At 64.5% G+C, this 26,765-nt stretch carries 19 protein-coding genes; 1 reads left to right on the plus strand and 18 read right to left on the minus strand.

Going from position 1 to position 26,765, the window contains the following annotated elements; translation table 11 throughout:
• A partial coding sequence (locus VFW93_RS18010; protein WP_329695332.1) for a type VI secretion system Vgr family protein occupies positions 1–1,910 on the minus strand: 1,910 nt, incomplete at its 3' end.
• A 119-nt stretch (positions 1,911–2,029) separates the two neighbouring features.
• A complete protein-coding gene (locus tag VFW93_RS18015) occupies positions 2,030–2,815 on the minus strand; it encodes a M15 family metallopeptidase (protein WP_329695333.1) in 786 nt (261 codons plus the stop codon).
• A 234-nt stretch (positions 2,816–3,049) separates the two neighbouring features.
• Here VFW93_RS18015 and VFW93_RS18020 point away from each other — a divergent pair, with 234 nt between their 5' ends.
• On the plus strand, positions 3,050–4,051 hold the full coding sequence (locus VFW93_RS18020; RefSeq protein ID WP_329695334.1) for a DUF4157 domain-containing protein: 1,002 nt from the start codon (positions 3,050–3,052) through the stop codon (positions 4,049–4,051).
• Here VFW93_RS18020 and VFW93_RS18025 read toward each other — a convergent pair whose 3' ends face one another.
• From VFW93_RS18025 to VFW93_RS18100, 16 genes are all read right to left on the minus strand, one after another.
• The gene (locus VFW93_RS18025; RefSeq protein WP_329695335.1) at positions 4,052–4,618 is read right to left on the minus strand and encodes a hypothetical protein; all 567 of its coding nucleotides are present in this window, start codon (positions 4,616–4,618) and stop codon (positions 4,052–4,054) included.
• 45 nt (positions 4,619–4,663) lie between these two features.
• Positions 4,664–5,992, minus strand: coding sequence for a tetratricopeptide repeat protein (locus VFW93_RS18030; RefSeq protein WP_329695336.1), 1,329 nt, complete (start codon positions 5,990–5,992; stop codon positions 4,664–4,666).
• 27 nt (positions 5,993–6,019) lie between these two features.
• Positions 6,020–8,737: a type VI secretion system ATPase TssH gene (tssH, locus tag VFW93_RS18035; protein ID WP_329695337.1), complete on the minus strand. Its 2,718-nt coding sequence runs from the start codon at positions 8,735–8,737 to the stop codon at positions 6,020–6,022.
• 35 nt (positions 8,738–8,772) lie between these two features.
• Positions 8,773–9,906, minus strand: a complete 1,134-nt coding sequence (gene tssG, locus VFW93_RS18040; protein ID WP_329695338.1) for a type VI secretion system baseplate subunit TssG — start codon at positions 9,904–9,906, stop codon at positions 8,773–8,775.
• An 11-nt stretch (positions 9,907–9,917) separates the two neighbouring features.
• Positions 9,918–11,807, minus strand: coding sequence for a type VI secretion system baseplate subunit TssF (gene tssF, locus VFW93_RS18045; protein WP_329695339.1), 1,890 nt, complete (start codon positions 11,805–11,807; stop codon positions 9,918–9,920).
• Positions 11,807–12,334 (minus strand): type VI secretion system baseplate subunit TssE, encoded by a 528-nt coding sequence (gene tssE, locus VFW93_RS18050; RefSeq protein WP_290643669.1) that lies wholly within the window; start codon positions 12,332–12,334, stop codon positions 11,807–11,809. The genes tssF and tssE overlap by 1 nt, the downstream gene beginning before the upstream one ends.
• A 31-nt stretch (positions 12,335–12,365) precedes the next feature.
• A complete protein-coding gene (locus VFW93_RS18055) occupies positions 12,366–13,199 on the minus strand; it encodes a type VI secretion system accessory protein TagJ (RefSeq protein WP_329695340.1) in 834 nt (277 codons plus the stop codon).
• Between the two features lie 20 nt (positions 13,200–13,219).
• A complete protein-coding gene (locus VFW93_RS18060) occupies positions 13,220–13,708 on the minus strand; it encodes a type VI secretion system tube protein Hcp (RefSeq protein ID WP_329695341.1) in 489 nt (162 codons plus the stop codon).
• A gap of 30 nt (positions 13,709–13,738) precedes the next feature.
• On the minus strand, positions 13,739–14,224 hold the full coding sequence (locus VFW93_RS18065; RefSeq protein ID WP_290677234.1) for an Hcp family type VI secretion system effector: 486 nt from the start codon (positions 14,222–14,224) through the stop codon (positions 13,739–13,741).
• A 170-nt stretch (positions 14,225–14,394) separates the two neighbouring features.
• On the minus strand, positions 14,395–15,888 hold the full coding sequence (gene tssC / locus VFW93_RS18070) for a type VI secretion system contractile sheath large subunit (RefSeq protein WP_290677232.1): 1,494 nt from the start codon (positions 15,886–15,888) through the stop codon (positions 14,395–14,397).
• Between the two features lie 27 nt (positions 15,889–15,915).
• A complete protein-coding gene (gene tssB, locus VFW93_RS18075; RefSeq protein ID WP_329695342.1) occupies positions 15,916–16,422 on the minus strand; it encodes a type VI secretion system contractile sheath small subunit in 507 nt (168 codons plus the stop codon).
• A 56-nt stretch (positions 16,423–16,478) separates the two neighbouring features.
• On the minus strand, positions 16,479–17,516 hold the full coding sequence (gene tssA / locus VFW93_RS18080) for a type VI secretion system protein TssA (protein ID WP_329695343.1): 1,038 nt from the start codon (positions 17,514–17,516) through the stop codon (positions 16,479–16,481).
• Positions 17,517–17,681: 165 nt separating this feature from the next.
• Positions 17,682–20,978, minus strand: coding sequence for a hypothetical protein (locus tag VFW93_RS18085; RefSeq protein WP_329695344.1), 3,297 nt, complete (start codon positions 20,976–20,978; stop codon positions 17,682–17,684).
• Between the two features lie 16 nt (positions 20,979–20,994).
• Positions 20,995–22,713, minus strand: a complete 1,719-nt coding sequence (locus VFW93_RS18090; RefSeq protein ID WP_329695345.1) for a ShlB/FhaC/HecB family hemolysin secretion/activation protein — start codon at positions 22,711–22,713, stop codon at positions 20,995–20,997.
• A 1-nt stretch (position 22,714) separates the two neighbouring features.
• Positions 22,715–24,844, minus strand: a complete 2,130-nt coding sequence (locus tag VFW93_RS18095) for a CHAT domain-containing tetratricopeptide repeat protein (protein WP_329695346.1) — start codon at positions 24,842–24,844, stop codon at positions 22,715–22,717.
• 128 nt (positions 24,845–24,972) lie between these two features.
• Positions 24,973–26,760, minus strand: a complete 1,788-nt coding sequence (locus VFW93_RS18100; protein WP_329695347.1) for a hybrid sensor histidine kinase/response regulator — start codon at positions 26,758–26,760, stop codon at positions 24,973–24,975.
• Positions 26,761–26,765: the final 5 nt, after the last annotated feature.

Consider the following 26,765-nt stretch of genomic DNA (forward strand, 5'->3'; position numbering starts at 1 on the left):
GCATGGCCCTGCCCGCCCTGCCCGCTTTGCTGGATGATGCGGCCCAGCGTGAGCTCGTTCCAGCCTGTCTGGCTGCTGTGGCTGGCCAGGCGCATGCGCAGCTGGCCGGTGGCGTCATCCACCAGCCATTGGTTGGCGCCCTGGCCGTCCAGGTGGGGGTGGTGCCAGCCCGATACGGTGCCCGGGTGGTTGGCACCTGAATCCACGCCAGCAGGCCAGGGCAGATCGTGCTGGCCGTTGTGCAACTGGCCGACCACGACGGGGCGATCGATGTCGCCATCCACAAAGTCCACCAGCACTTCGGTGCCGGCACGGGGTGTGAACACGGCACCCCAGTTGGGGCCGGCCACGCCTTGGGCCACGCGCACCCAGGTGCCGCTCTGGGCGTTGCCAGGGGCATGGCCGGTGTCGGCGCCTGCCAGGGTGCTGGGGGCGTTGAGGGCACCAGCCAGTGGTGAGGTGCCACGCTGCCAGCCAAACTGGATGCGGATGCGGTTGTCTCGGTCGGTGGTGAGCGGCTCACCTTCGGCGGCCACCACGATGGCGGTCTGCAGGCCGGGCGCGGTGGGCACCTCAACCGGCATGGGCACGATGCGGGCACTGGCCGGCACGGCATCGAAGCGGTTGCGGTAGCTGCCTTGCTCGACCTCGGTGCGGCGCATGATCTGCGCGGCTTCGTGGCCCAGATTGTTGGCGGCTTCGTGGGTGATGCTCAGGGTGCAGAAGGCATTGCTGCTGCCTGCGCCCACACCAGGCAATGCGCCAAGCCCGCCATACAGGCTGTGCTCGGTGATCTGGAAGTTCGCACCTGGCTTGAGGCCACGCACAGCGCTTTGGCCATAGGCGTATTGCTGCGCCAGCTGGTGGGCCGCCATCAGCGCTTCGCTGCGAGCCTGTGCAGCCTGGCTGCTGGCGGGCTGGGGTGTGCCCACGCGGCCGTCTGCAAAGCGGCGTTGGCCTTGACCAGCATAGTGCTCCAGGGTGGGCACCTTGCCCAGCTCGATCGTGGCACCGCCCGTGGCGCTCACGCCTGCCAGTTGGCGTTCATCCCAGGCGGCCAGGGTGACGGCGTTGGGGCCCACCTGCTGGCCCACGCTCCAGGCGGTGATGGTGTCCTGGGCCGTGCCATGGGCCAGGCCAAACACCTGCGCCACCATGGCCACCAGGCCGGAGGCGCCAGCGCCGCCCGCGCCGCGCATGTCAGGACGGCTGTAACGCAGCGCGCCCATATCAGGCCGCGAGGCGTTCTGATCGACGATGTGCAAGGTGTGTTTGGCCGCACGGGCACCGGCCAGCACGCCTTCGGTGCTGCCGTCGTGCTCGATCACCCAGCTCCAGCCCTCGCGGGCCATGAGGCGGGTGATGAACTGCCAATCGGTTTCTCGGTATTGGGTGGTGATCTCGTGCACGGGGCCCGGATCGGCCACATCGAGCTTGAAGCGCGCTTGCGGGTAGGCCTGCAACACGGCGCTGATGATGTCGGCGCTGGTGGCATCTTGAAAGATGCGGGTATCGCGGCGTTGCTTGAGCCAGTGCGTGAAGGCCGCCAGTTGCAGGCGATACGCACCGGCACCACCATCACTGCCCAGCTGGGCCGCTTGCGCCACATAGCCGTGCCAGTTGCGCCAGCTGCCATCGGCCTGCATCACGCGCAAGGTCACCTGCTCGCCGGTCAAGGCCTTGAGCTCCAGGCTGGCGTTGGTGCTGATGCAATCTACCTCGGCCCACAAGGGTTCGTCTGCGTGCACACCTTCGGTCAAGGTGAAGCGCTCGACCACCAGGGTGCCGGAGGACAGCGGCGTTTCAAGCTGGATGAGGCGCGTGGCCTGACCTATCGTCAGGCACGCCTTGAGGCGCGAAACGAGATCAGCGCCCAGCCCGGCGAGGCCTCCAGGCAGGGGAAGGTTCATGGGAGCAACTCACCTGTGTGGTTTTAGGTATATGTGTGCCCATTTTCGGTGCCCGGGGCACCGCCACCGCCCCCTCCTGCTAGGGGATATTGCAAGCGGTTGTTACTTTGACCGTGGGCTCAAAGCAGCTTGGCCAGCTCGAAGTGCATGCCATCGCGGCGGCTGAAGTGCCCGCCCCAGTAGAAGCCGAACTGGTGGGCAATGGGCACCAGTTCGTACACGCAACCAGGGCTGCCGGATGTGGCCGGCTGCGCGCCCAGGCGGTTGTAGGCGGCGTTGATGTCGAAGGCCGTTGCAAAGGCGTGGTTGGAGAGCACCTGCTCTTCCGCCTTGCCGCGCACGAAGCGGGGGTTGTACGCACCCTCGTATGACAGCACCAGGGGCATCAGCTTGCGCTTTTGCCATTCGGCCCACAGTGCCTTGAGCTGTTCAGCGCCCTTCTTGTGGAAGGTCATGGAGGAGCTGGATGGCGCCCCTGCGATGGGTGGCTTGACCAACTGGGGGATCTTCACCGTCACCAGGTTCTTCGTCGCCCAGTCATTGGTGATCTTGATGGCTTCGGGATTGCTGGCAGTAGGCGCCGGCGCAAACGCCAGCGGGCCGAACAGCGCCTGGCGGGCCACCGTCGAGGTCAGAGGTGCGAAGGCCGGCAGCGCGGGGTAGCCCTGGTCGGACTCGGCAAACTCCACGATCTCGAAGCCCAGCATGGCGGCCTTGCCATAGGTCTGGTTGCCGACCTTGCCGTCCACATCCAGCTTGTACTTCTTCTGAAACGCGATGGTGGCATCGACCGTGGGCTGGTCATACATGCCCGTGGCGTTGATCAGATACCCCTGCCCGCGCAGAAAGGTCTGCCACTGCGACACGATGGGGCCGGACACACCGGGCTTGAGCACTTTGATCATGCGGGGCTCCTGATTGAGATGTCACTCGATCGTCCAGTCGGGCCAGGCTGCCGTCCATCCCAAGATCAAGGGAAACGCAGCGTGCATGCGTCAGTTCAGCCACGCGACCAAAGTCACCAGCCCCGGGCCGGATCGACCAAAGTCATGCGCGAAAAGACGGCGCTCACAGGATCATTGGCGCCACGCCGCCAGTCGAAGAACGGCACCCACACATCATCAACCACGGGACACGTCATGAACCTTGAACCTCATCACCCCTCGGTCACCTTGCCCTCATTGCCTGACCGCGGCCACGCCCCACACGGGCAGGATGCTGGCACCCCGCTGCCAGGCTGGCTGTTGAACAAGATGCAGGGCTTCTTCAACACGGATCTGTCGCACGTCCGCATCCACATGGATTCGGCGCAAGCCCTGGCGCTGGGCGTGTATGCCTTTGCCTCGGGCCACCACATTCACTTTGCGCCTGGCTGGTTTGATCCTTTCTCGCACAAGGGGCAGCAGATGCTCGGGCACGAACTGACGCACGTGCTGCAACAGCAATGCGGCAGAGCCACGGCCGCCCACACCATGGGCATGGTGCTGGATGACCGCGCACTGGAGGTCGAGGCCGACCTGATGGGTGAACACGCCGCCCGCTTCCAAGGCGATGGCAGCGCAAGGATGTGGGTGGACCGCTCCGGGCGCTTCTTCGCCGCGCTGCACGCCGACATCGGGTTCGATGACTACGCACACTTCCGTCGCTGGTTCAACGATCAACAAGGCGAAGGTGAAGTGATCCAGGCCGTGCTGAACATGCCGGCCTGGTGGAGTGCCGCCGTGGCGGCCAATGTGGAGACTTTTGTCGCCGGGCGTGTTGCCCCGATCCCCGGCATGTTGAGCCTGTATCACGGCACCACGGCGGGCTTCCTGAATCAGGTAACGGGCTTCAATGGCAACGAGCAGGCCTGGGTGAACAACTTCTTCCAGTGGGACGTGGGCGCCACCACCCACTGTGGCCCGGGGATCTACGGCGCAGACAGCCTGGGAGGCGCGCAGGGGTATGGCACCAGCATCATGCGCGTCATCCCCAGCACCCTGGCCCGCACACGCTATGTCGACATCACCGGCGCCGGCCACTACCAGGGCACAGGCGTGACCGCGCAGGACGTGCGGCGCTTTGCCTATCGCTGCATCCTGCGCTTCACGGCCAACTACTACGCGGTGAAGGACCACCGCGTCGAATGGGAACCTGTGTGATCAGGCGTTGAAGCCGAAGAAGCGCACCTGCATGGTCTTGGACTTGACCGTGTCGATGACCCTGCCGTTGGCATCTTCCACGTCCACGACACGGTGCTTGTACTTGCTGCCGCCCAGCTCGGTGTTGTAGACCGCGCCCAGGGGCCCCTTGTAGCCCATGACGCAGATGGCCTTGAAGCCACGGCCATAGAGCTCCTTGGCCAGCAGCCTGGCGAAAGGTTTGGCACCCAAGGCGCTGTAGCAGACGTCGGTCACGATGGTGCCCAGATAGCTCTTCTTCAGGCCCTTGGCAATCAAGGCATCAGCGACCTCGACGTAGCTCAGCGGTGCCGCACCACGGGCATCGGGATGGATCTGTGGATCGCCCGTGGCACCATGGCCTGCAATATGAAGGCGAGTGCCCAGGCCCACGCCGATGTCGCTGAGGTCGTCCGCCGAATCCAGGCACACCACGGTCCACTTGCGTTTGTGGTGGGTGCCGCCCGTGTTGTTGGCCAGCGATTCGTTGATGAAGTTGCCAGCCTGAGCGGTGTTCCAGGGGATGAAGACGACGCGATCTTGTGCCATGGTCGTGGTGTGTTGGAGGGTTGAAAAAGATGGATGCCCGAAGGGTCAGGACAGCTGTCGCGCGCCGACCAGCCAGCCGTTCACCGGCTTGCCACCTTCTTCGCGCAGGACGACGGCATCCATGTCCAGCACGCTCAGGCCTGCGGCGCTCAGCACCTCGATCAGATGCTGGCGGTGGTGGGCATACCGGCCGTGAGGCTGGATCTGATGCGGCAGGCCGGCCTCATCGGGCAAGGCCTCGACCGTGAAGATCAGCGTGCCGCCGGGCTTGAGCGAGCCTGCTGCCTCCTGGATGACCTTGGCCAGGTCACCGAAGTAGCACAGCGTGTCTGCCGACAGCACCACATCCCACTGGCGGGGTGAGAGCGTGAGGAACTCGGTCAGCTCGGCCTTGTACAGATCACGGTAGACGCCCTTGGTCTGCGCGCGATCGAGCATGCCCTTGGAGAGATCCACCCCGGCCAGCACCTTCGCCCAGGGTGCCATCAGCGGGCCGCACAGGCCGGTGCCACAACCGGCATCCAGCATCACGAACTGTTGCTGCGGCGGTGGCAGATGGCGGGCCATCATCTCGGCGCAGAGTTGGGGAGCCTGGTAGTTCAGGCGCTCGTTGAGCACCGACTCGAAGCTCTCGGCAAAGTGGTCGAAGGCTTGTTCGACGTAATCATCCGGTGCGCGATCCGGCACACCATCGCCCGTGCAGGCGGCATACATGTGGCGGGCCGTGGGGTGGTCAGGCTCTTGTTCCAGCCATTGGCGATAGACCTCGCCGGCATCCGCGATGCGGCCCATGGCGTAGTAGGTGGTGCCCAGCAGGCGGCGCGCAGACGAATCCCCGGGCAGCAGTTCCAGCGCCTTGATGTAGTAGGTGATGGCGCCAGCACGATCGCCCTTTTCGGCATAGAGCAAGCCCATGTTGTTGTGCGCGCTCACGTGACGAGGATCGAGCTGCATGGCGCGCTCGTACGAAGCATGGGCCTCGTCGAACTGGCGCTGCGCCTTGTACAGGGCACCGAGGTTGTTGTGCAGATCGGCGTTGTCGGGCGCCAGTTCGGTGGCCTGTTGATAGGCCCCCAGCGCCTTGCCCACCTCGCCTCGGCTCATGTAGATGTTGCCGAGGTTGTTGAAGAAGCCCGGGAAGTTCGGCTGAACCTCGATGGCGCGTTCGATCAGGCCCACACCCTCGTCGGACTGGCCCATCTGGTGCAGGGCCATGCCCTGAAGATGCAGCACATCCGGGTGATCCGGGATTGCCTCCAGCAGGCGCTGGTACAGCTGCACCGCGCCTTCGAGCTGGTTGTTGCGGTGCATCTGGATCGCCATCTGGAGGGCGTCGTCAAAACTGACTTCCTGGGGGGCGCTGGCTTGGCTCATGAACAGGTACTCCTCTGGCAGGAGGGATCAATCGAAATGGTAGGAGAAGTCGTTGTTGAGCACGTCCACACGCGCCTGCGTGATGGCCTTGCCTTCCAGCATGCGGTTGAGGAACTCGCGGCTGATGTCGGGCAGCATGGTGTTGGTCAGGATGGCGTCGATCATGCGGCCACCGGATTCGCTTTCGGTACAGCGTGACACCACCAGCTTGATGACCTCGTCGCTGAAGCTGAAGGGGATCTTGTAGCGCTCTTCCACGCGCTTCTTGATGCGGTTGAGCTGCAGCTTGACGATCATCGCCAGGACCTCGTCGCTCAATGGGTAGTAGGGGATCGTGACCAGACGGCCCAGCAGCGCAGGCGGGAAGATCTTGAGCAGCGGCTCGCGCAAGGCCTTGGCCATGCCTTCGGGGTTGGGCATCAGCTCGGGGTCGCTGCACAGGCTGGCGATGGTGTCGGTGCCGGCGTTGGTGGTCAGCAGGATCAAGGTGTTCTTGAAGTCGATGACGCGGCCTTCGCCGTCTTCCATCCAGCCCTTGTCGAAGACCTGGAAGAAGATCTCGTGCACATCGTGGTGGGCCTTCTCGACTTCATCGAGCAGCACCACGCTGTAGGGGCGACGGCGCACGGCCTCGGTCAGCACACCACCTTCGCCGTAACCCACATAGCCCGGAGGCGCGCCCTTGAGCGTGGACACGGTGTGCGCCTCCTGGTACTCGCTCATGTTGATGGTGATGAGGTTCTGCTCACCGCCATACAGGGCTTCGGCCAGGGCCAGCGCGGTTTCGGTCTTGCCGACGCCGGAGGTACCCGCCAGCATGAACACGCCGATCGGCTTGTTGGGGTTGTCCAGGCCAGCGCGCGAGGTCTGGATACGCTTGGAGATCATCTCCATGGCGTGATCCTGGCCCACCACGCGTTGTGCCAATGCCTTGGGCAGATTGAGGATGGTCTCGATCTCGTTGGCAGCCATGCGACCCACGGGGATGCCCGTCCAGTCACCCACCACGCTGGCCACGGCCTGGTAATCCACCGTCGGCAGGATCAGCGGGGTTTCGCCTTGCAGCGCGGTCAGCTCGCTTTGCACCTGCTTGAGTTCGGCCAGGGCATCGGCGCGCTCGGCTTCGGTCAGCGTGGGATGCTGTTCGGCGGCAGCCGCGGTTTCACCCTTTTGCTCCAGCTGGCTGCTCGTGCCTTCCACCGGCTCGATGACACCGCGCAGCTTGGCGCGCAGGCCCAGCAGGCGATCGACCAGGCCCTTCTCGGCCTCCCAGCGTTTGTCCAGTGCGTCCAGGCGGGTGTGTTCGGCGGCCAGCAGCTCCTTGACATGGGCCTCGCGGGCCACGGTGTCCACGCCGATGGCGGTCTCGCGGCCGATGATGGCCAGCTCGGTCTCCAGGGCTTCGATGCGCTTGCGGCTGTCGTCCACTTCAGCCGGGGTGGCGTGCAGGCTCACCGCGACGCGAGCGCAGGCGGTGTCCAGCAGGCTGACGGATTTGTCGGGCAGCTGGCGCGCCGGAATGTAGCGGTGCGAGAGCTTGACGGCGGCTTCCAGCGCCTCATCGAGGATCTGGACCTTGTGGTGCTTCTCCATGGTCGACGCCACGCCGCGCATCATCAGCAGGGCCTTGGGCTCGTCGGGCTCGTCCACGGTCACGCTCTGGAAGCGGCGAGTCAGCGCGGGGTCCTTCTCGATGTGCTTCTTGTACTCGGCAAAGGTGGTTGCACCGATGGTGCGCAGCTGACCACGGGCCAGCGCGGGCTTGAGCAGGTTGGCGGCATCGCCCGTACCGGCGGCGCCACCTGCGCCCACCAGGGTGTGGGTTTCATCGATGAACAGGATGATGGGTTTGGGCGAGGCTTGCACCTCGTCAATCACCGAACGCAGGCGCTGTTCGAACTCGCCCTTCATGCTGGCACCGGCTTGCAGCAGGCCCACGTCCAGCGAGCGCAGCTCCACGTCCTTGAGCGAGGGCGGCACATCGCCACGCGCAATGCGCTGGGCAAAGCCTTCGACCACGGCGGTCTTGCCCACACCGGCTTCGCCGATGAGGATGGGGTTGTTCTGACGGCGGCGCATCAGGATGTCGACCACCTGGCGGATCTCATCGTCACGGCCCACGATGGGGTCCATCTTGCCGCTGCGAGCCTGCTCGGTGAGGTCAGTCGTGAAGCGCTTGAGGGCCTCCTGCTTGCCCATGGCGGCCGGCGAGATCGCATCGCTGGCTTCACCCGGTGCCGCACCGCTTTCAGATGCGCTTTGCGCGGCTTCGGGCGAGGCCGACAGCAGCTCGGCGAAGCGCTCGGTCAGGTCGTCGATGCGGATGCGTTCGAACTGGCGCGAGATGGCCACCAGGGCGTTGCGCAAGGTCGGCGTCTTGAGCATGCCGATCACCAGATAGCCGGTGCGCACCTGGCGGTCTCCGAACATCAACGAGCCATAGACCCAGCCGCGCTCCACGGCGTTTTCCACGAAAGTGGACAGGTCGGAGATCGAGGACGCACCGCGGGGCAGGCGGTCCAGCGAAGCCGTCAGATCAGCTGCCAGCGTCGAGGTGTCGAGCTCGTAGGCCTTGATGATGCGGTGCAGGTCGGAATCCGGGTTGTTCAGGATCTGCGCAAACCAGTGCTGCAACTCCACATAGGGATTGCCGCGCATCTTGCAAAAGACCGTGGCGCCTTCGATGGCCTTGTAGGCCAGCGGATTGAGCTTGCCGAATAGGGCGGTGCGGCTGATTTCAGACATGGGAGGCTCCTTGTGGATTCGGTTCGGTGTTCAGTTCAAGGCGTGGGCGTTTCAAGCCGCAGGCGCATGTCGGCGCGATCAGGGTGCGGGCCCTTGCGGCCCAGCCAGGCGTTGAGGCCCAGCTGCGCGCCTGTGGCGGTGCTGGTACGAGGGCGTGGCTTGAGCTGCAAGGCAGGCACTTCGCTGCCCTGCAGCACCAGGCGGGTCTCGCAAGACAGGCTGAAGCCCAGATACTGCCGCAGCCAGTCGCGCAGTGCAGTGCGCGCCGGCTGGCCTGGCAGGAAGCGGCGGTACTGCTCGTAGCTCAGTGGCCCGATGCGCAGACGGAAGTTGGATTGCCGATCCCACACGCGCTTGCCGAGCACGGCGCGTTGGCCCAGCGCCGTGTTGCGGCCTGGTGCGGTGCTGGGCAGCAGGCGGCTGCGGTCTTCGTCCTGCAGGTCGAGCCAATGGCCCACCGAAGACTCGATGCTGACCGGCACACCGAAGTAGCTCTTCAGAATCTTGATCAGGCCTTCGGCATTGCGCGGCCCGCGCGCGAGTGCGGCGGCGTGCAAGCGCTTGGCATCGTCCGGGATGGCATCACGTTGTGCAAAGGGCTTGCCGGCCTGGCCGAACAAGGCGCTCACCCAGCGCGAGAAATCATCGTCCCACGGGCGATCGCGGTGCACCACAGGTCGCGACTGCGCCCAGGCCTTGAAGAACAGCAGCGCCGCGCGATGGTGGAACACATCGGCGAAACGCATCATGGTGGGGTCACCATGGCTGCGGGCACGCTCACGCACGTACTCGGTCAGGTGCAGCGGCATCGGGCCCATGGGGCCGAACAGACCGAAGCTGCGCTGGCCGATGCGGGGCACCTGGCCATCGGCAGCCTGGAACGAATGCAGGTTGGCGGGCGCGAAGTCGAGCTCCGGATCCTGGCCTACACGTGCAGCCTCATCGCGAGGGCGCAAGGCGTCACCCAGTCGGGGCGATTGCGGGTTGTGCGCCTGGATGCGGCGCAGCACCTGGAACAGGTCATGGGCATAGGGCGCCTGAGCCAGTTGCCCCCACAGTTGTTGAAGCGCCTCCTGGTCTTTCGGTGCGGCCTCGGTGGGCGCACGCGAAGGCAGCATCACCGATGGTGGCGCCAGATCGTCAAAGAAAGGTTCGTCTGCGGGGCTCATCGCGGGCACCCTCAGACGATGGCCGTCTGCCCCACACGGGGCGACCATTGCATGACCATGCCGCGCGAAGGTGTGCGCAGCCGTGTTTCGGTGAAGCTGTTGATAGCCGCCTGGCGCGCAAAGAAGTGCTCCAGCACGCTGCCCATCAGCACGGTGCTGGTGCCTTGCAGGCCCATGTCATCGAGCTCCAGATCGATCTGCACGCCCGAACCAAAGGCCAGACGCCCAGGGCCCGGCAGGCGCCTGGCCACCTGGCGCGCCGTGACCGAGCGGATGCTGTCCACCTGCTTGCGCCAGCTGGCATCACCTTCAGGGCCATGCAGGCTCAGCAGGCTGCGCAGGGCGGCAGCGGCTTTTTGCGGGTCTTCACCCGCGATGGACAGGTAGTTGAGCGTCAACTGGCTGATCAGGGACCAGCCCAGATCGCCACGCACCAGGCGCTGCACCACCGACGTGGGCCCGCGCAGGCATTGCACGCCCTTGACGGGCCCGGTGGCATCCAGCGCCCAGGCCTGTGAGCCGGTGCTTGCATCCCGCTGGCCTGCGCCCGGCAGAAGCATGGGCAGATCGCGGTTGCTCACCAGGGCCGAGACGGCCAGTTGCCGCAGCTCTTCCGGGTAGGGTGCATTGGCCGGGTCCACCAGCGACACGAAGACTTCGCTGCCGATGTAGGACGAGCGCGTACCCTGCTCACGCTGGCGCTGAGACAGCATGCGTGGCTCGCGACGCACCGTGTAATAGGCGGGATGCGCGCTGCTTTCGGTGTGGAACGCGGCGTACAGGGGATGGAAGTCCTGCTCGGCCACACGCCCCGTGCCATAGCCTGTGATGGACTCGATGCTGTAGACCTCGAAGTCCATCGGCCGCGTGCGATCGGGCACCACATGATGCTCGGGCTGCGAGGCCGTCAGGGCGATGCGGTCCAGGCGCTTGGGGAACAGGTTGATGGCGGGCGTGCAGTACAACGACAGGCTGCCAGCGTCCACCAACGATTCCAGCGAGGCGTCGCCCTTGGAGAACAGGATGACGACCTCGAACTCGTTGCCCTTGATGCGCTGCACACGATGACGCAGTTGCGACAGCTCAACAAACATCAGGCGCTGCGGCATGGCCGCAAACTCCTGGAGGATGCGGTGCCCGGAGAAGCCACGCAGGGTCTCGGGCAGCAGGGCCTGGTCGTCGTCAAAGCCTTGCTGCTGCAGGCTGTCGGCATGCGCCCATTGCGCGCGGGCCTGGGCCGCATCCACCGGCAACCACGTGCCCAGTGTGGCCGTGGTCAACAGTTCATGCAGGCGCAAGGCGGTTTCGTCAGGTGCGCTGATATAGAAGGACAACGCGTCCACCGGCAACTGGCTGGCCTGCAAGCCGCCCTGCACACGCAGGCGCAAACGCAAGCCACCGCGCACCTGACGGGCCACCGGCAATTGCGCCAGCGGCAGATCCGGCGCATGGCTGAAGTACTGCACATTGACCAGCTCGATGGGCCACAGGGTGACCTCATGAGCGGTGCGGAAAGTGCAGCGCGTGCCCTGGCCACGCGTCACCTCGCTGGTCACCGTGGACTGGCGCGGCACCGTGAAGCCCTTGGCCAAGGCCGGGTCCGCCAGATCAGGCTGCAGGCGCGCCACCATCATGGCGGGCACCGGCGAGAGGAAGTTCGGGTAGACGGTTTCCAGCAGGTGCTGGATGAAGCGCGGGTACTCGGCATCCAGCTTGAGCTGGGTGCGCGCGGCCATGAAGGCAAAACCTTCAAGCAGACGCTCGACATAAGGATCGGCCACTTCCAGGCCGTCCATGGTCAGGCGAGAGGCGATCTTGGGGAACTCGCGCGCGAACTCGGCCCCGACTTCACGCAGATGAGCCAGCTCCTGGTTGTAGAGCTTGAGCAGTCCGGGATCCATCAGCGGCGTCCTCCATCGATGGTGGATGGGCTGCCATCACGCACCTTGACCTGGCCGGCTTCCAGATCCAGCTGGGTGCGCAAGAGCAGCTCCAGCGGAATGGGCTGCGCCCACAGAAAGCCACGGATCTCGAATTCGATGATGTTGTGGGCGTCCAGCATGGCACCACCATCCACAGCCTTGACGACCAATGAATGCTCCAGGATGCGCGGCTCGAAGCGCAGGATGGCATCGCGCAAGGATTGCTCCACGCTGGGCACATCCACTTTCGACGCCAACTGGCCCGACATGGGCGGCAACCCATAGTTCAGCACCGACTCGGCCGCGTAAGGTGCCTCATCGGCCTGCTTGCCCAAGGGCTGCACGGCATTGAGCAACCAGCTCAGGTCACGCAGCACGGCCTGGCGCAGCTGGTTCTTGTTGAGCACGCGGCGGTCATCCGCATCGTGCGTGTTCTCGGGGTTGTCGTCGGTCAGCCTGTCCAGCAAGGCGGGCTGGAGGCGGTCACGCAAATCGTTCGTGGCCATGCTGCTGACGACTTCCTGCCAGGGCGATGGATCAGGCCGCAGCCTGGTCGGACGCCGCCACCGACGCCACATTCAGCGTCATGGTGCGTACATCCAGCAAACCGACTTCGGTCTGGTCCGTTGTCAGCAGACGCTGGCCCACGCCACGGTACTGACCGGGCGACATCTCGAGCCAGTCGGTACGGCGAGACAGCCTCACCAGGTTGTCGGCGCCTTCGGGCATCGGGGCGTAACGCGTGGGCACGAGTGCCACGGTGCCGCCGCCATTGGGGAACTCCAGCGCGGCGGGCAACCAGACCATGTCGCGCAGGTCGCTGGGCGGCTCGAAGGTGATCGAGGCCACCGACGAGAAGGGCAACCAGCCGTACTTGCCGTTGATGATGACTTCCAGCACCGGCCCCAGGCGCGAGTCGGCATCGGCCACCCACTCGAAGGGCTCGCCGTTGAGCGCGCCACTCACCGTGGGTGCGGCTTCCAGGGCCTGCTCGCGCAGGTGCGTGGCCAGGGCGTGGTCACCACGGGCATCGGCCTGTACGGCCTCCACCAGGTGCGCCACCCAGGCTTGAGGTTGGCCAAAGACCATCGGTGTGGTCTGGCCGTTGAACACGGCATCACGCAAGGCTTCGCACTTGATGGCCTCGCGGTAAGTGTTGACCATGGCCAGCGTGCCGGCATCCAGCTCGCCGCACACGCTCAGCTGGTTCATCGCCCGTGTCCACTGGCCATCGACGGCCAGCAACTGGAACAGGAAGATGCGCAACTTGGGGTGCGAAGGCTGTGCACGCACGCCATCCTGCAGGTACTGCAGGGCCTGCTTGAGGTCGCCTTGTTTGAGTGCCTGCTCGGCCGCTTCCACCGTGTTCATGTGTCAGGTTCCTCCAGCGATCAGGCTGGGGTGATTTCGGTTTCAAAGGTGGTGGCACCGCCACCGCCGCCCGTTCCAGTCTGGGGCTGATACTGCACGTTGACCTTGAAGAAGGCAATACGCAGTTCCTCCACGACTTCGGGCTTGTCGTCGCCCACGGAGCCGATCTTGTGCGACATGACGCGCGCCTTCTCGACCGTGATCTTGAGGTAATCCACCGCCGCTTCACCACCTGCCTTGCGCACCGACAAGGTCACCTTTTTCAAGGGCTCGTTGGCACGCAATGCGGACATCAGCGCGGTGGACGCACGGTCCACTCGCTTGCGGATGACCAGCTCCTGCATGGTGGTGCGGGCAGACGCGTTGCCGAAAGACGCGGCGGAGACATCCATGCCCCAGTTCCAGCCGATGACATCGACTTCGTCGATGTGACCGGGCACGTTCGAATCGCCCTTGATCGGGCCCTGACGGGTGCCCTCGATCTTGAGGAACATGTCGGAAAGGGACATGGTGTGCTCCTGCCTCGTTCAGTCTCTGGATCAGCCTTGTGGCTTGTTGGCGGGGATGTCCCATGCAGCCGTGGAAGTGGCGCCAGCGCCGCCTTCCTTGGACTGGATGGTGTACTCGACCTTGAACTTGGCGAAGTTCAGGACGACGTTTTCCGTCAGACGGTCTTCGCCACCCGAACCACCGGTCTGCACCGACGACACGAGCACGTCGGTCAGGGTGATCTTGATGTACTCAAGGGGCTTGTCACCGGCCTTGCGCACGGTCAGCTTGGCTTCCTTGATGTGGGTGCCCTTGCAGGCGGCCACGATCAGAGCGGTCGAGCTGGAATCCACCCACTTGGTCAGCGAGATGTCCTGCACATTGACCTTGCCAGCGCCAGCGCCGGAGCCATGGTGTGCAGAGCCCGACTGGGACAGGCCCCAGCTCCAGGCCAGCACGTCGATTTCGTCGGCGTGCTTGTCGTCTTTCGACTCACCCTTGATATCACCAATCTTGATGAACATGTCCACTGCCATGATGCTTCTCCATTAAGTTGAGCGACCCGATTTGAAATGAATGAACCGGGGGGAAATCGGTGCAGAGATGGGTCAGTACCCCGCACCACCGGCGTGTTGAAGCCGGGCCAAGCAGAACTCGGCCCTATGGAACGCTTGTTTCTGGCGTCCAGGTCAGGTGATCGGCCTGATCAGGCGGCCTTTTGTGAAGGCAGTTTCGAAACCAGACGCAGCGACACGGTCAGCCCTTCCAGCTGGTAATGCGGACGCAGGAAGAACTTCGATGTGTAGTAACCGGGGTTGCCTTCGACGTCCTCGACCACCACTTCAGCGGCAGCCAGCGGGCGACGAGCCTTGGTTTCCTCGGAGGAGTGAGCGGGGTCTCCGTCCACGTAGTTCATGATCCAGTCCTGCAGCCAGCGCTGAACTTCACCGCGCTCCTTGAAGGAGCCGATCTTGTCGCGCACGATGCACTTGAGGTAGTGCGCGAAGCGGCAGGTGGCAAACAGGTAGGGCAGGCGGGCCGCCAGGTTGGCGTTGGCCGACGCATCCGGATCATCGTACTCGGCAGGCTTTTGCAGCGACTGGGCACCGATGAACGCGGCGAAGTCCGAGTTCTTCTTGTGCACCAGAGGCATGAAGCCGTTCTTGGCCAGCTCGGCCTCGCGGCGGTCGCTGATGGCGATTTCGGTGGGGCACTTCATGTCGACGCCACCGTCATCGGTCGGGAAGGTGTGCGTGGGCAGACCTTCCACCGCACCGCCGGACTCGATGCCACGGATGCGCGAGCACCAGCCATACATCTTGAACGAGCGGTTGATGTTCACGGCCATGGCGTAGGCCGAGTTCACCCAGGTGTACTTGGTGTGGTCGGCGCCGGCCGTGTCTTCTTCGAAGTCGAAGGCTTCCACGGGGTTGGTCTTGGCACCGTAGGGCTGGCGACCCAGGAAACGGGGCATGGCCAGACCGATGTAGCGAGCGTCGTCCGACTCGCGCAGCGAGCGCCAGGCGGCGTACTCGGGCGTGGTGAAGATCTTGGTCAGGTCACGCGGGTTGGCCAGCTCCTGCCACGACTCCATGCCCATCAGGCCGGGGCCAGGTGCGGCGATGAAGGGCGTGTGGGCTGCGGCGCAGACCTTGGCCATTTCACCCAGCCACTCGACGTCAGGCGGCGTGTGGTCGAAGAAGTAATCGCCCACCAGGCAACCGAAGGGCTCGCCACCGAACTGGCCGTATTCCTCTTCGTACACCTTCTTGAACAGCGGGCTTTGATCCCAGGCGGTGCCCTTGAACTTCTTGAGGGTCTTGCCCACGTCGTTCTTCGAGATGTTGAAGACGCGGATCTTCAGCATTTCGTCGGTTTCGGTGTTGTTGACCAGGTAGCTCAGACCGCGCCAGGCCGATTCCAGCTGCTGGAACTCGGGGTGGTGCAGGATCTTGTTGACCTGCTCGGACATCTTGGCGTCCAGCGCGGCGATCATGGCTTCGATCGAGCCGATGACGTCGCTGCTGATCAGCTTGGTCTGGGACAGGGCTTGCTGGGCCAGGGTCAGAACGGCTTGTTCAACGGCCGACTTGGCGTTGTCGTTCTGGGGCTTGAATTCCTTGTTGAGCAGGGAGGCGAAATCACCACCCTGGTACTCGACGCCCTGCAGGGCAGCGCTTTGAACTTGTGCTTCGGACATGTCGTCAACTCCTAGCTAAGGCTTTTCTTATTGAGCGCCGTCTTCGGGCTTCTTGGCGGCTGCCAGCGACTTCAGCAGGGCTTCGTCGTTCAGGACCTTGGCCAGCAGCTCTTCAGCGCCGGTCTTGCCGTCCATGTAGGTGACCAGATTGGCCAGTTGCTGACGGGCTTCGAGCAGCTGCTTCAAGCCATCGACCTTGGCGGCCACGGCAGCAGGCGAGAAGTCGTCCATGCTTTCAAAGGTCAGGTCGATGGCCAGATTGCCTTCACCGGTCAGGGTGTTGGGCACCTGGAAGGCCACGCGGGGCTTCATCGACTTCATGCGGGCGTCGAAGTTGTCGACGTCGAAGTCCAGGAACTTGCGGTCGGCCACGGGTGCCAGCGGCTCGGAAGGCTTGCCCGACAGGTCGGAGAGCACGCCCATCACGAAGGGCAGTTGCACCTTCTTCTCGGCGCCGTAGAGCTCGACGTCGTACTCGATCTGCACGCGCGGAGCGCGGTTACGGGCAATGAATTTTTGACTACTGGTGGCCATGCTTCGCTCCTGGTTCCTTGGGTTTCACTGGCATTGAAAACGGATCACACGCTCTGTCAATACTGGTCGTTGGGAACGCCGGCCAGCTTGGAGATCGTGTCGACACCATCGGGCACGAGATCCCGGATGATGTCCATGAAGTTCTTGCTCATCAAGCGCTGGGCGCGGCGGATGAGCAGGGGTGCGGGGTTGGAGGGCTCATTGAGCTCGATCCATTCGCAGACTTTTTCGAGGGCCTGCACGGCGTCGTCGCGGGTGCGCAGCACGCCTGCCGTGGTGGCCACAGCCATGTGGGCGGCGCCGCCGGTCGCCATGGCGGCATCGCCGCCCACATCTGCTGTCGCCGCATTGTCTGCACCGGTGCGCGCACCGGATGCCACCTTGGCCGCGTCGCTGATGGTTTGCAGCAGCACGCGCAAGGGGCGGAATTCGGGGCCGGAAATCGTGGCCTTTTCGGTCACGACGGCGTCGATGGCGGTCACGGTATCGACCATGCCGGACAGCGCCGACAGCAAGCCGGCCTGTTGACCTTCGGCTTCCAGCAAGGCCTGGTTGATGCCGGCTGGCGGGGTGACACTTTCACCTTCATTGGGCTGGGCCTTGCCCGCGGCCAGTTCGAAATCACGCCCGGTGATGCCGCTGCGGCCTGCGCCCAGGCCCGACTTGCGGATATCCGCCAGGAAGCTGGCGCCATCGACCAGGGGGGCCAGCGCATTGAGGCGCATGGTGGGGTCGTTGTCGTCGTCGGCATCCAGCATCGGGTGCACGTGATCCCAGTACTGCGTCAGCAGGCCGTGGATCAGGCGCAGACCGTCGGCGGCGGCGGCCAGGCCTTGCAGGCGGGTAGACGAGCGGAGCAGGTGAACCGCCACGCGCACGTCCTTGGTGCGGGTCATCAATTCGCCGGACAGGGTCTGGACCTTGCGCCAGTCGGGATCCTCAGCCGGGATGATGGTGTCACCGAACTGTTGCTCGGGCTTGCCGCGCGCGGCGTCCTCCAGAGCCAGAAAGGCGCTGTCGTATTCCAGGTCCGGACCACAGGGCTCGCTTTCGCCAACCGGGGTCAGGAGGGTATCGACATCAATCAGGGCCATGGTGTGTTCCGACTCGTTTTCAATGCTTCATCAGACGATGGTACGCACTGTAGGTTCGCCGGACAGGCCTCACACCTGCCAAAAGTCATGTGATCCTGACGCAGCGCAGAAACTAGGGGGGCGTGTTGCGGGTGGCACCACATTCCCCTGGCTCCTGCGCCTGGATCAGAAGGCTGAGCAGTTGCTGTCAGCCTGTACGCCCGAGCAGTTTGTCAGCTGGGCGCCACGGCGGACCTTGGTCCATTCCTGCGACAGTGGCTCGATGTCGCTGGACGCCCCACCCGTGGCCGCACCGCTCGTATTGGCCGGGGTGCAAATCTGCGGCTTGCCGAACTGGCCCTTGACGTACACATCGGTGCGCAACTCGCTCAAGGCATCCGGGCCTTCAAACGGACGGGGAATATCAGGCACGGAGGCGCTGATGTCCATCTGCTGGAAGTAAGTGTTGACGCTGCTGTAACCCGCGATACCTGCCGGGTTCAAGGCGGAAGGCTGTGCCTGCAACAACACGGTGGAGCCCGCACCTCCGGCCACATTTTGTTTGCCGATGCGGTTGCCCGGGTTGTTCAACTGCACGACGGTCTGCGCGCCAGGGATGATGTTGAGCACGCTGACGTCGAGCGGGCCGGTCTGGGAAATGGGGCCTGCGGTCACCAGATTGAGCGTCTGCTTGGCCATGGCCTGGGCGCCCAGGACAATGCCCTGAGAGCCTTCGCCCTGGTTCTGCAGCGTGACGGGGCCGGCAGCGCTCAGCGCATTGGCATCCACCGAGATCTGACCCGTGTGGCCACTGGAGCCGATCACCACGCGGGTGACATCCGGGTTGTCAGCCGTGGCACCAGGCGCCACGAACCACGCCGGGTTCACCACAAAGTTGGCGCCAGGCGCACCGTTTCCGGTGCCCACACGAATGGCGGTGTTCAAGGCCTCGCTGACACTGAACTGGTCCGTATTGATGGCCACGCCTGCAGGACGGATGTTGATGCGCCCGATGGTGTTCCAGTTCGGGAAACCCAGATCCAGGGCGTTCCTGGCCTGGCTGTCATCCGCCTTGGCACCGATCACGACGTCAGCAGAAGCGGCGGCAGGGCCGTCCTGTGACCGCATCTGGATACCAGGCGCTTCGGTTTCCACCTTGATGCCCGGGTTGGTCGAGCCACGCGACTCGCCCACCAGGGTGAAGGTGGAGGTGGTACCCGCAGAGGGTGGCGCCGTGGTCAGCAGCAGGTCGACAATGCGCACGCCGGTGGCACCTTCGCCCTCGGCCAGACCCAGGATCTTGGCGCTGCCTTGACCCATGTTGATCACCACGCCCGACCCGATGTCAACACCGGTCGGCGCACCGAAACCACCGGAGGTCGACCAGCCATTGATCGAGATCATCTGGTTGGCCGTCGAGATCGTGGTGTCGCTCAGGCTGACACCGCTGGTGCCGGCGCTGTAGCCGATGATGCTGGTGAAGCCGGCCGTGATGTCGGAGGTGTCGATGTAGACGCCGTTGTTCCCCAGGAACTCGCCGTCTGCGCCACCACCGGCACCCTTGATCAGCACATTGCCGCGAGAACCATCACTGCCCACGGTGTTGATCACGGTACCGGTCATCTCGACACCGGCGAAATCGGTCACCGGCTTGGATGACAGGGTGTCCACCGATCCTTGCGCGCCCGTGATGGTCACGTCACCACCATTGGTGTTGATGGTGACCGGGGCATCGCCCTCGGCCGCCTGGGCACGAACCCGGCCCGTGCCTAGGGTGATGAGATTGCCATCCAGGGAGCGGAAGCCGTCCAGGCGAACACTGCCCACGCCGTCACCGTCGGCATCGGCCACCATGAGCACGTTCATCTTGCCGGTGGTGGAGGCGATGGTGGTCCCCTGGCCTACCACGATGTCCTGGCTGGACTGGAGGAACAAGGCGTTGTCGCCCAGGCCAGCGGTGCGCACCAGTTGCGTACCGGCTTCGATCACCAGGTTACGGCCACGTACAGCAGGATCGTTCTGATACGAGGTCGACATGCTCACCTTGGCACCGCTGTTGAGCACCGCGTTGATCTCGTCCTGGTGCACGTAGGTGCTGCCCGGATCATTGTTGGGGCCGATCAACTGGCGACCGATGGTGATTCCGGGGGAGTACAAGGACCACAGGCCACCTGCACCGGCAGGCCCACCTGCCGCCACGTCAACCGTCACGGCACCCCGACCCTCATAGCGTGTACGTACGACGTTGGCGGCCATTTCCACCACACCGCCGTTGCCACCGTTGGCGCCACCACGCGCGCTCAGGGCACCGTAGACATCCAGCGTGCCCTGATTGAAGCCGTCACGAACCTCCTGATCAGGCAGACCGGCATAGGTGGACAGGCGAATCGTGCCGCCATCGCCCTTGTCAATGGCATTGACAGACAGTTGCGCCCCGTTTTCAACCGTGATCGAGCTGGAGGATTCGGAAGAGCCCGCCACCGTCGCGGTGTTGATCTCGATGCTGCCGCCACCCGTGGCACCCTGGGCCATCAGCTTGGCGCCCGTATCATTGCCTTCACCAGCCCGCACGTTGACAGTTTGAGCAGACAGGGTGATGGCACCGCCATTGCCGGTGGCGCTGCCCACTTCGACCAGCCCATTGTGCTCGACGGACGACTGGGTTCCATGAGCCACCATGGTCACCGTGCCGCCGGATGTCTGGATCGTGCCGTCGTTGAAGACAGAACGGCGAAAGCCGCCTTCACCGTCTGTGGCCGCCACCAGCGTGATGAATCCGCTGTCACCCAGTTGCACGTCGGTCGAGCCGGCCGCCAGCAAATGGATCTGACCACCCGCACCGGCCGTGATCAGGCCGGAGTTGCTCACCCGGTCACCGATCAGGAAGATGCTGCCGCCGTCAGCAGAGGCCTGCAGCGTGGCGCCGGAGTTGATCGACACGGTCGGATCACCATAGCCACCACCGATATTGGTGTTGAAGATGAGGTGAGCGCCATCCTTCATCAGGCCGGCGTAGCCGTCTTGCGTCAGGCTGGGATCCAGATCCTTGCCCGACAGGACGATGCTGCCGAACGGCGACACGATCTGACCACTGACGGAGATACCCCAGGGGTTGACCAGCACGAAGGTGGGCTCGGAGAACACCGAGCCGTCCACAAAGCTGCGCGCACCGGAACCAAAGCTGTCGGGGTTCTCGGTCACGCGAATCAGCGTGAGGTCACCCTTGGTGCCTTTGTTGATCAGCGTGTTGCCCTTGGCCAGACTGAAATCGAAGGTCTCGTAAACGGCGATCTTCGAGGTCTGACCCATGGTGGTGGTGGTGCCCTCGGTGGTGATGGCGTTGCAGGTACCGGCCACACAGTTCAAGTTGGGCACACCAGCGGCTGCCACAGCGTGGCTCACAAAGCCAGCCGACAGCAAAGCCACGGCCAAAGGCTTCAAGCGAGCCAGGCGGCGAGATTGGGAAACGGAATTCGTCTGCATCACGATGCCTCTTGAATCAGAATGAGTGCAGGGCTTGCACGAACACGCGAGCCTTGTCGTTGCCAGGTGCGGTCTCGGGCAGACGGGTGCCACGCCAGGCCACGGTGGCCTTGAGGGTCACCACATCGGGGAAGTTCGCCGCCACACCCAAGCCAGCTGCGCGCAACTGAACGTCATTGGCGCTGAACGATGCAGGCGACACCTCGCGGTTGCGGTGGCCCTTGGCCCAGTCGTACAAGGCAAACACGGTCCAGTTGCGATCGATCCAGTAGCGCAGCTCACCGTTGAACAAGGTGGCCTCATCCGACGCGCCTTCGGCTGTCGGGTAAGCGCGCACGCCACGCGGGCCACCCAGGGTCATCTTCTCGGCAGGGTCCATATTGCGCGTGGACATCTGCTGGCTCAGGCTGCCGTAGAGCGACACCTTGCGGGAAATGGCCTGCAAGCGAGACCATTGCAGCTCGACCTTGCCAAAGCTGCCAGCCTTGCCCTGGTCACCCTGGAGCGCTTCAATGAGCTGATCGAGCTCCGAATCCAGACGCAGACGACCCCAATGGAACTGCGCAGACAAGCCGTTGAAGCCACCGCCCATCCAGGCGTCACGCGATTCGTAGTTCAGGCCACCCAGCACGGCGTTGATGTGCTTCTTCGAGGTGAAGAGCTCATTGCCTTGCAGGTAATCGGTCAGGCCTTTCGATTCATAACCGATACGCGCCATCAAGGTGCGGCTGCGCGAACGCATCAGGGGATAGCTCAGGTTGGCTTCCGCCACATCAGCGGAGCCGTGCGCGTCCTGATCGGCATATTGCCCACCCAGTGTGTAATCCACCTTGGCATAGGCCACGGACACACGCGCCGGCGTGTAGCCCACTGGCAGTTCGTAAGCCACCCGACCGACCTTGACGCCACCGGCATTGCTCAGCATGGTCTGCAAGTCCAGGTTGTCGCCCATGCCCAAGGGGTTGTTCAGGCGCAGCAGGCCCGTGCCACGCCAACGACCGGCGTAACCCACACCGTGGTTGTCCACGGACAGGGAAGCATCCCAGCTGCGACGTGGGGTCACCTGGATGGACAGGTTGTAGATGCCTTCGTCCCCCGAAGGCGACAGCGCGGCCTTGGCCTGCACGCCGGGCATGTCGTTGAGCGCGAACATCACGCGCTCCAGCGAGGCGGTGTTGAGCAGGCCACCCGCATGCAGATCAAAGAAGCCCATCAGGCCGTTGACACGGTCTGCCGTGACCGGCGCGTCGGCACCCAGCGGGATCTGGACACGCGCCAGCTTGGGCTCGACCACATCCACCTTGAGCACGCCCTGGCTCACGTCCTGCGACGGGAAGCCGATGGAGGCCAGGCCATAGCCCTTGTCTTCATAGCGCTTGCGCAGTGCACCGATCAAGGCCGACAGCTCGGTCTCACCCAGGGTCTGGCCGACATAAGGCTCGGCCAGAGCCTGAATCTGCTGAGGTGTCAACACCGTGGCGCCGCGCACGTCGAAGCGTTTGAGCACGAAGTTGACGGCAGGGGCCTTGGCTGCCGGCGCCGCTGCATTCAAGGGCGAGGCGTCAGGCAGGGCTGGCATGGTGGAAGGCGTGGGCACTTCATGCAGGATGTCGCCGGCGCGTGGCGCAGGAGCGGCTGAAGCCACCTGGGCCACAGCCTGGCTCAAAGGGGCCAGTGCAAACAGCAGAGTCAGCGGAATGGCCGCCAGGGGAAGGGAATGGGCTGCGCGTGACATCTCAGCTTCCTAGTTGCATGCGGCCATTGCCGATCACGTTGAAGGGGGCCCAGAAGAAGGGGTGAGCAAAGCGGCGCTTCTTCTGCACGTCCATCTGCGCGTTGCGCATGGCGTCCATCAGGTCGGTGCCTTCGGACATGGACTGGTACATGCGGGTCATCAGGGCTTCGGTGGATTCGTCCGCCACGGGCCACAAGGAGGCCACCATGCTGCTGGCACCGGCCGACAGGAAGGAGCGGGTGAAGCCGACGATCTCGTCACCCTTGAGCACCTTGCCCAGGCCGCTTTCGCAGGCCGAGAGGGTGACCAGGCTCACGCTGTGCATGTCCAGGCCATAGACCTCGCGGGCTTCGAGCAGACCACGGTCCTGGCCATCATTGGCCAGCAGGATGCGCGAGAACAGCGGATCCACGTCGTCCACTTCGGCGTGAGCCGCCACATGCAGCACGGCCGACTGGTTGGCGCGCAGCTTGAATGTGCCCTTGGTGGCATCACGCTGCACGAAGATCTGCTTTTGCTTGAACAGGTCGGAGACTTCCTTGACCTCGCGTTCGGCACCGGGCAGCGGCACGTTCTCTGGCGTGGCGGGGTTGCCGAAGGCCAGCAGGGCGCTCACGGCGCGATCAGGCCGCGCCCAGAGGCGGCCACCCACCGAAGCGGAAGGCCACACGGTGATGGCCGAGCGGGCAATCAGGTAGCCCTGGCCATCGTGCAAGGCCTGGAAGGGCAGGTAATGCAGCGGGCCGTGTGGCACGATGAACAGGCGCCTGGTATCGCCCAGCTTCGCCGGGGCGATCAGCTTGGCGTACAGGCCCTGGCCCAGCGTGTCGACATCGCGCTTGCGCTCGATGATGCTGCGGCGGAAGTCATCCACATCCTTGGCCAGCCCGGCTTGAGGCAAGGGCAAGGCCTGGCCTTCAAAGCTGTCCTTGCGGATCACCCAGACCACGAGCTGGTCGCCCACGGCGTGGTACTCCAGCACGCTCTCGCCAGGGCGCAGCATGCCTTGCAACTGCGCCAGGCTGACACGGCCACCCAGGGCATCGTCCGTGCGACCACGCACCGAATCCAGCAACTGGCGTGAACGCGAGTCTTCGGACAGGTTCCAGGCGGTCTGGAAGTCCTTTTGCTCGACCGCCAGGGCCAGAGCCTGGTCATACACGGCCTGCATGTCGCCAAACAGGCCGGTGCGGATCTCTTCGCTGTGGAACTTGGCGCGCAAGCCATTGGCCAGGGTGGTGGCTTTCAGGAAGGCGGCCAGCGCCTGGGGCTTGTCACCACGCTTGAGGTGCACCCGGCCCACGCCCACCAGGGCCCACAGGCGCTGGTATTCTGAATCGGCCGTGCGGTCGCCGGTGGCAATCTGGTCGTACACGGCCAGGGCGGCTTCCGGCTGGTCGTCGGCCAGCAGGGCGGCGGCGCGGCTGCGCAGGTAGAAGCTGCCGAGAGCGTCACGGGCCTCGGCGGGAATGGCGTTGAGTTGTTCCAGCGCCTGCTTGGGCTGGCCCGATGCGTTCAGCGCGTTGGCCAGGGAGACGAGGATCTGCGGGCGGTAACGCTCGCTGGCCGTCTTCAGGGCTTCGTTGTATTCGCTGATGGCACCGGCCTGGTTGCCACGGCGGGCAGCCACGTCACCCAGGATCTTGTGGGCGGGCGCGAGCACCTGTTCCGGGCTGGCACCTGGGAACTGCAGCGCGCTGCGGGCGTACTGGTCGGCCTCATCGATCTTGCCGGCGTACAGGTAGGCCAGCGCCAGGTCGCGGTGCGCCAGGGCTTGCAGATCGGGCTTCTTGTCGCGCTCGCCCAGGAACAGTGCCTTGCTGGCGGCCCGGATGCTCTGGCGGAACTCGCCTTGCTCGGCCAGGCTGGTGGCCTGTCCGCAATACGCATAGCCATCGAGCTTGATGACATCGCGGTCCAGCAGGGTCTGGCCCTCGGCGCTGAGGGTGCGCGGCTGGGTGGCCTCGCGCAAGCGGGTGAGCGCCTGCGCGGTGGCGGCGCCATCCTGATCCCCTGGTTTGTCGGACTGAGCCGAGGCTGAACCACCGGCGAGCATGAGCACGGCCAGGGTCAGGGTGGACAGGAGGCCAGCAGGCCTTCCAGCGTGATGAAACTGTGATCGCCGCGGCATCCCGGCTCCCTCGAATTACGCAGACACAAACGTGCAGACTATGAAATAGTGCACACCTCGGCAAGTGACCTAGGTGACGATCCCCCAAGCCCTAGGGGTGGGTTACCCCCCGGACCAGTGGCATCAGCTCAGGACAATTGCCGCAACATGGAAAACAGCTCCTTGGGCAACACGGGCTTGAACAGCACCCTGTGGCCGCTGTCATGCACCCGTTTCACCTGCTCTGGCGACGTGTCGCCCGTGACCAGCACGGCAGGGATCTGGTAGCCCAGGACATGGCGCACGGCATTGATGGCCTGCAGGCCATCCTCCCCGTTGCGCAACCTCAAATCCGACAAAACCGCATGGATGGGCTCGGGGTGGTTGGCGGCCAGCATGCAGGCTTCGTTGATGTTGCCGGCCACCAGGACCTCGTAATCCCACTCGCGCAGCAGCAAGGCCATGCTTTCGCGGATGTTTTCTTCGTCGTCGATGAACAGCAGCGTGCGGGCGTTGCCGATGGGTGAGGGCACCGTCTCGGCTTCCAGGTTCATGCCGTGCAGCGCGTTCAGATCGGTCTGCGGCACCGCCAGACGGATCATGGTGCCCTTGCCCACGGTGGAGGCCACGGTCAGCGGGTGGTTGAGCAGCAAGGCCAGGCGTTTGACGATGGCCAGGCCCATGCCCAGGCCCCGGTTGCGGTCCCGCTCGGGGTTGTGCAGCTGGTAGAACTCGTCGAACACGCGGGGCAGCTCGGCCTCGGGGATGCCGATGCCGGTGTCCCAGACCTCGATGTGGACGTCGGTGCCATGGGTGCGCGCCACCACCACGATGCCGCCCTCGCGGGTGTACTTGATGGCGTTCTGGATCAGGTTGCTGAGGATGCGCTCCAGCAGTTGCGGGTCGCTCGTCACGTGCTTGCCACCGGGCTTGAAGCGCAGGTGCAACCCGGCGCCTTCGGCCTGACCGGCAAAGTGCATGTGCAGGCGGCGGAACACGTCGCGGATCGGGAAGGATTGCAGCTGTGGCTCCACCACCCCGGCGTCCAGCTTGGAGATGTCCAGCATGGCGTTGAAGGAACGGTCCAGCGACTCGATGCAGCGGTTCAGGTTGCCGACCAGCGGTGCCTCCGAGGTGCCCGCCAGGCGCTTTTCCAGGGCGCTGGCAAACAGGCCCAACGCGTGCATGGGCTGGCGCAGGTCATGGCTGGCGGAGGCCACGAAACGGCTCTTTTCCTTGTCGGCCTGGGCCGCCAGCGTCATCTGATGGCGCAACTGGGAGACCAGCTCGGCATTGTCGAACTGGGCCTTGAGTGCCTTGAGCAGCAGCTCGTTCTGCCCGAAGGCGAACACCAGGTTCACGCCCAGGTAAGCCACCGAGAAAATGGCCAGCGCGTTGTGCAGCGGCCCCTGGTGCCACAAGAGCAAGGCCGGCAGGGGCGCCAGCAGGGGGATCATCCAGGTCCAGATGGCTGGCCGATACGCCACGATGGCGCCGATGGCCGCCGAGCCCATGCCCAACATCACCAGCATCATCAGGCAGACCATGGCCAGATCCTGCGTGGGCAGCACGAACCAGGGCACCGAGCCCCACACCAGCGCCGACACCAGCAGGCCGCCCATGAAGCGACGGCGCCACACGGGCATGCGCTGCCAGGCGCGGTCGTCCTTCTGATAGGCCCAGCCGTTGAGCAGGCGCAGCGCCTGCGTGCCATGCACCATCACGGCCCAGATCAGTACGCGGCGATCGCCGGTGTAGACCAGATAAGCCACCCAGAATGTCATCGCCGTGACGATGGCGCCCGCCGAGGTGAACCAGCTGGTGCTGTAGAGCGCGTGCACCTGGGCCAGCAGCAGGTCATTGCGCTGCTGGCTGGTTGATTCGGAAATGAACTCGGGCGCGCTCAGCCCCGCGTCCTGGGCAATGCGGTAGCTCACAGCGG

It is taken from the genome of Aquabacterium sp. (assembly GCF_036279675.1).
Classification (GTDB): domain Bacteria; phylum Pseudomonadota; class Gammaproteobacteria; order Burkholderiales; family Burkholderiaceae_C; genus Aquabacterium.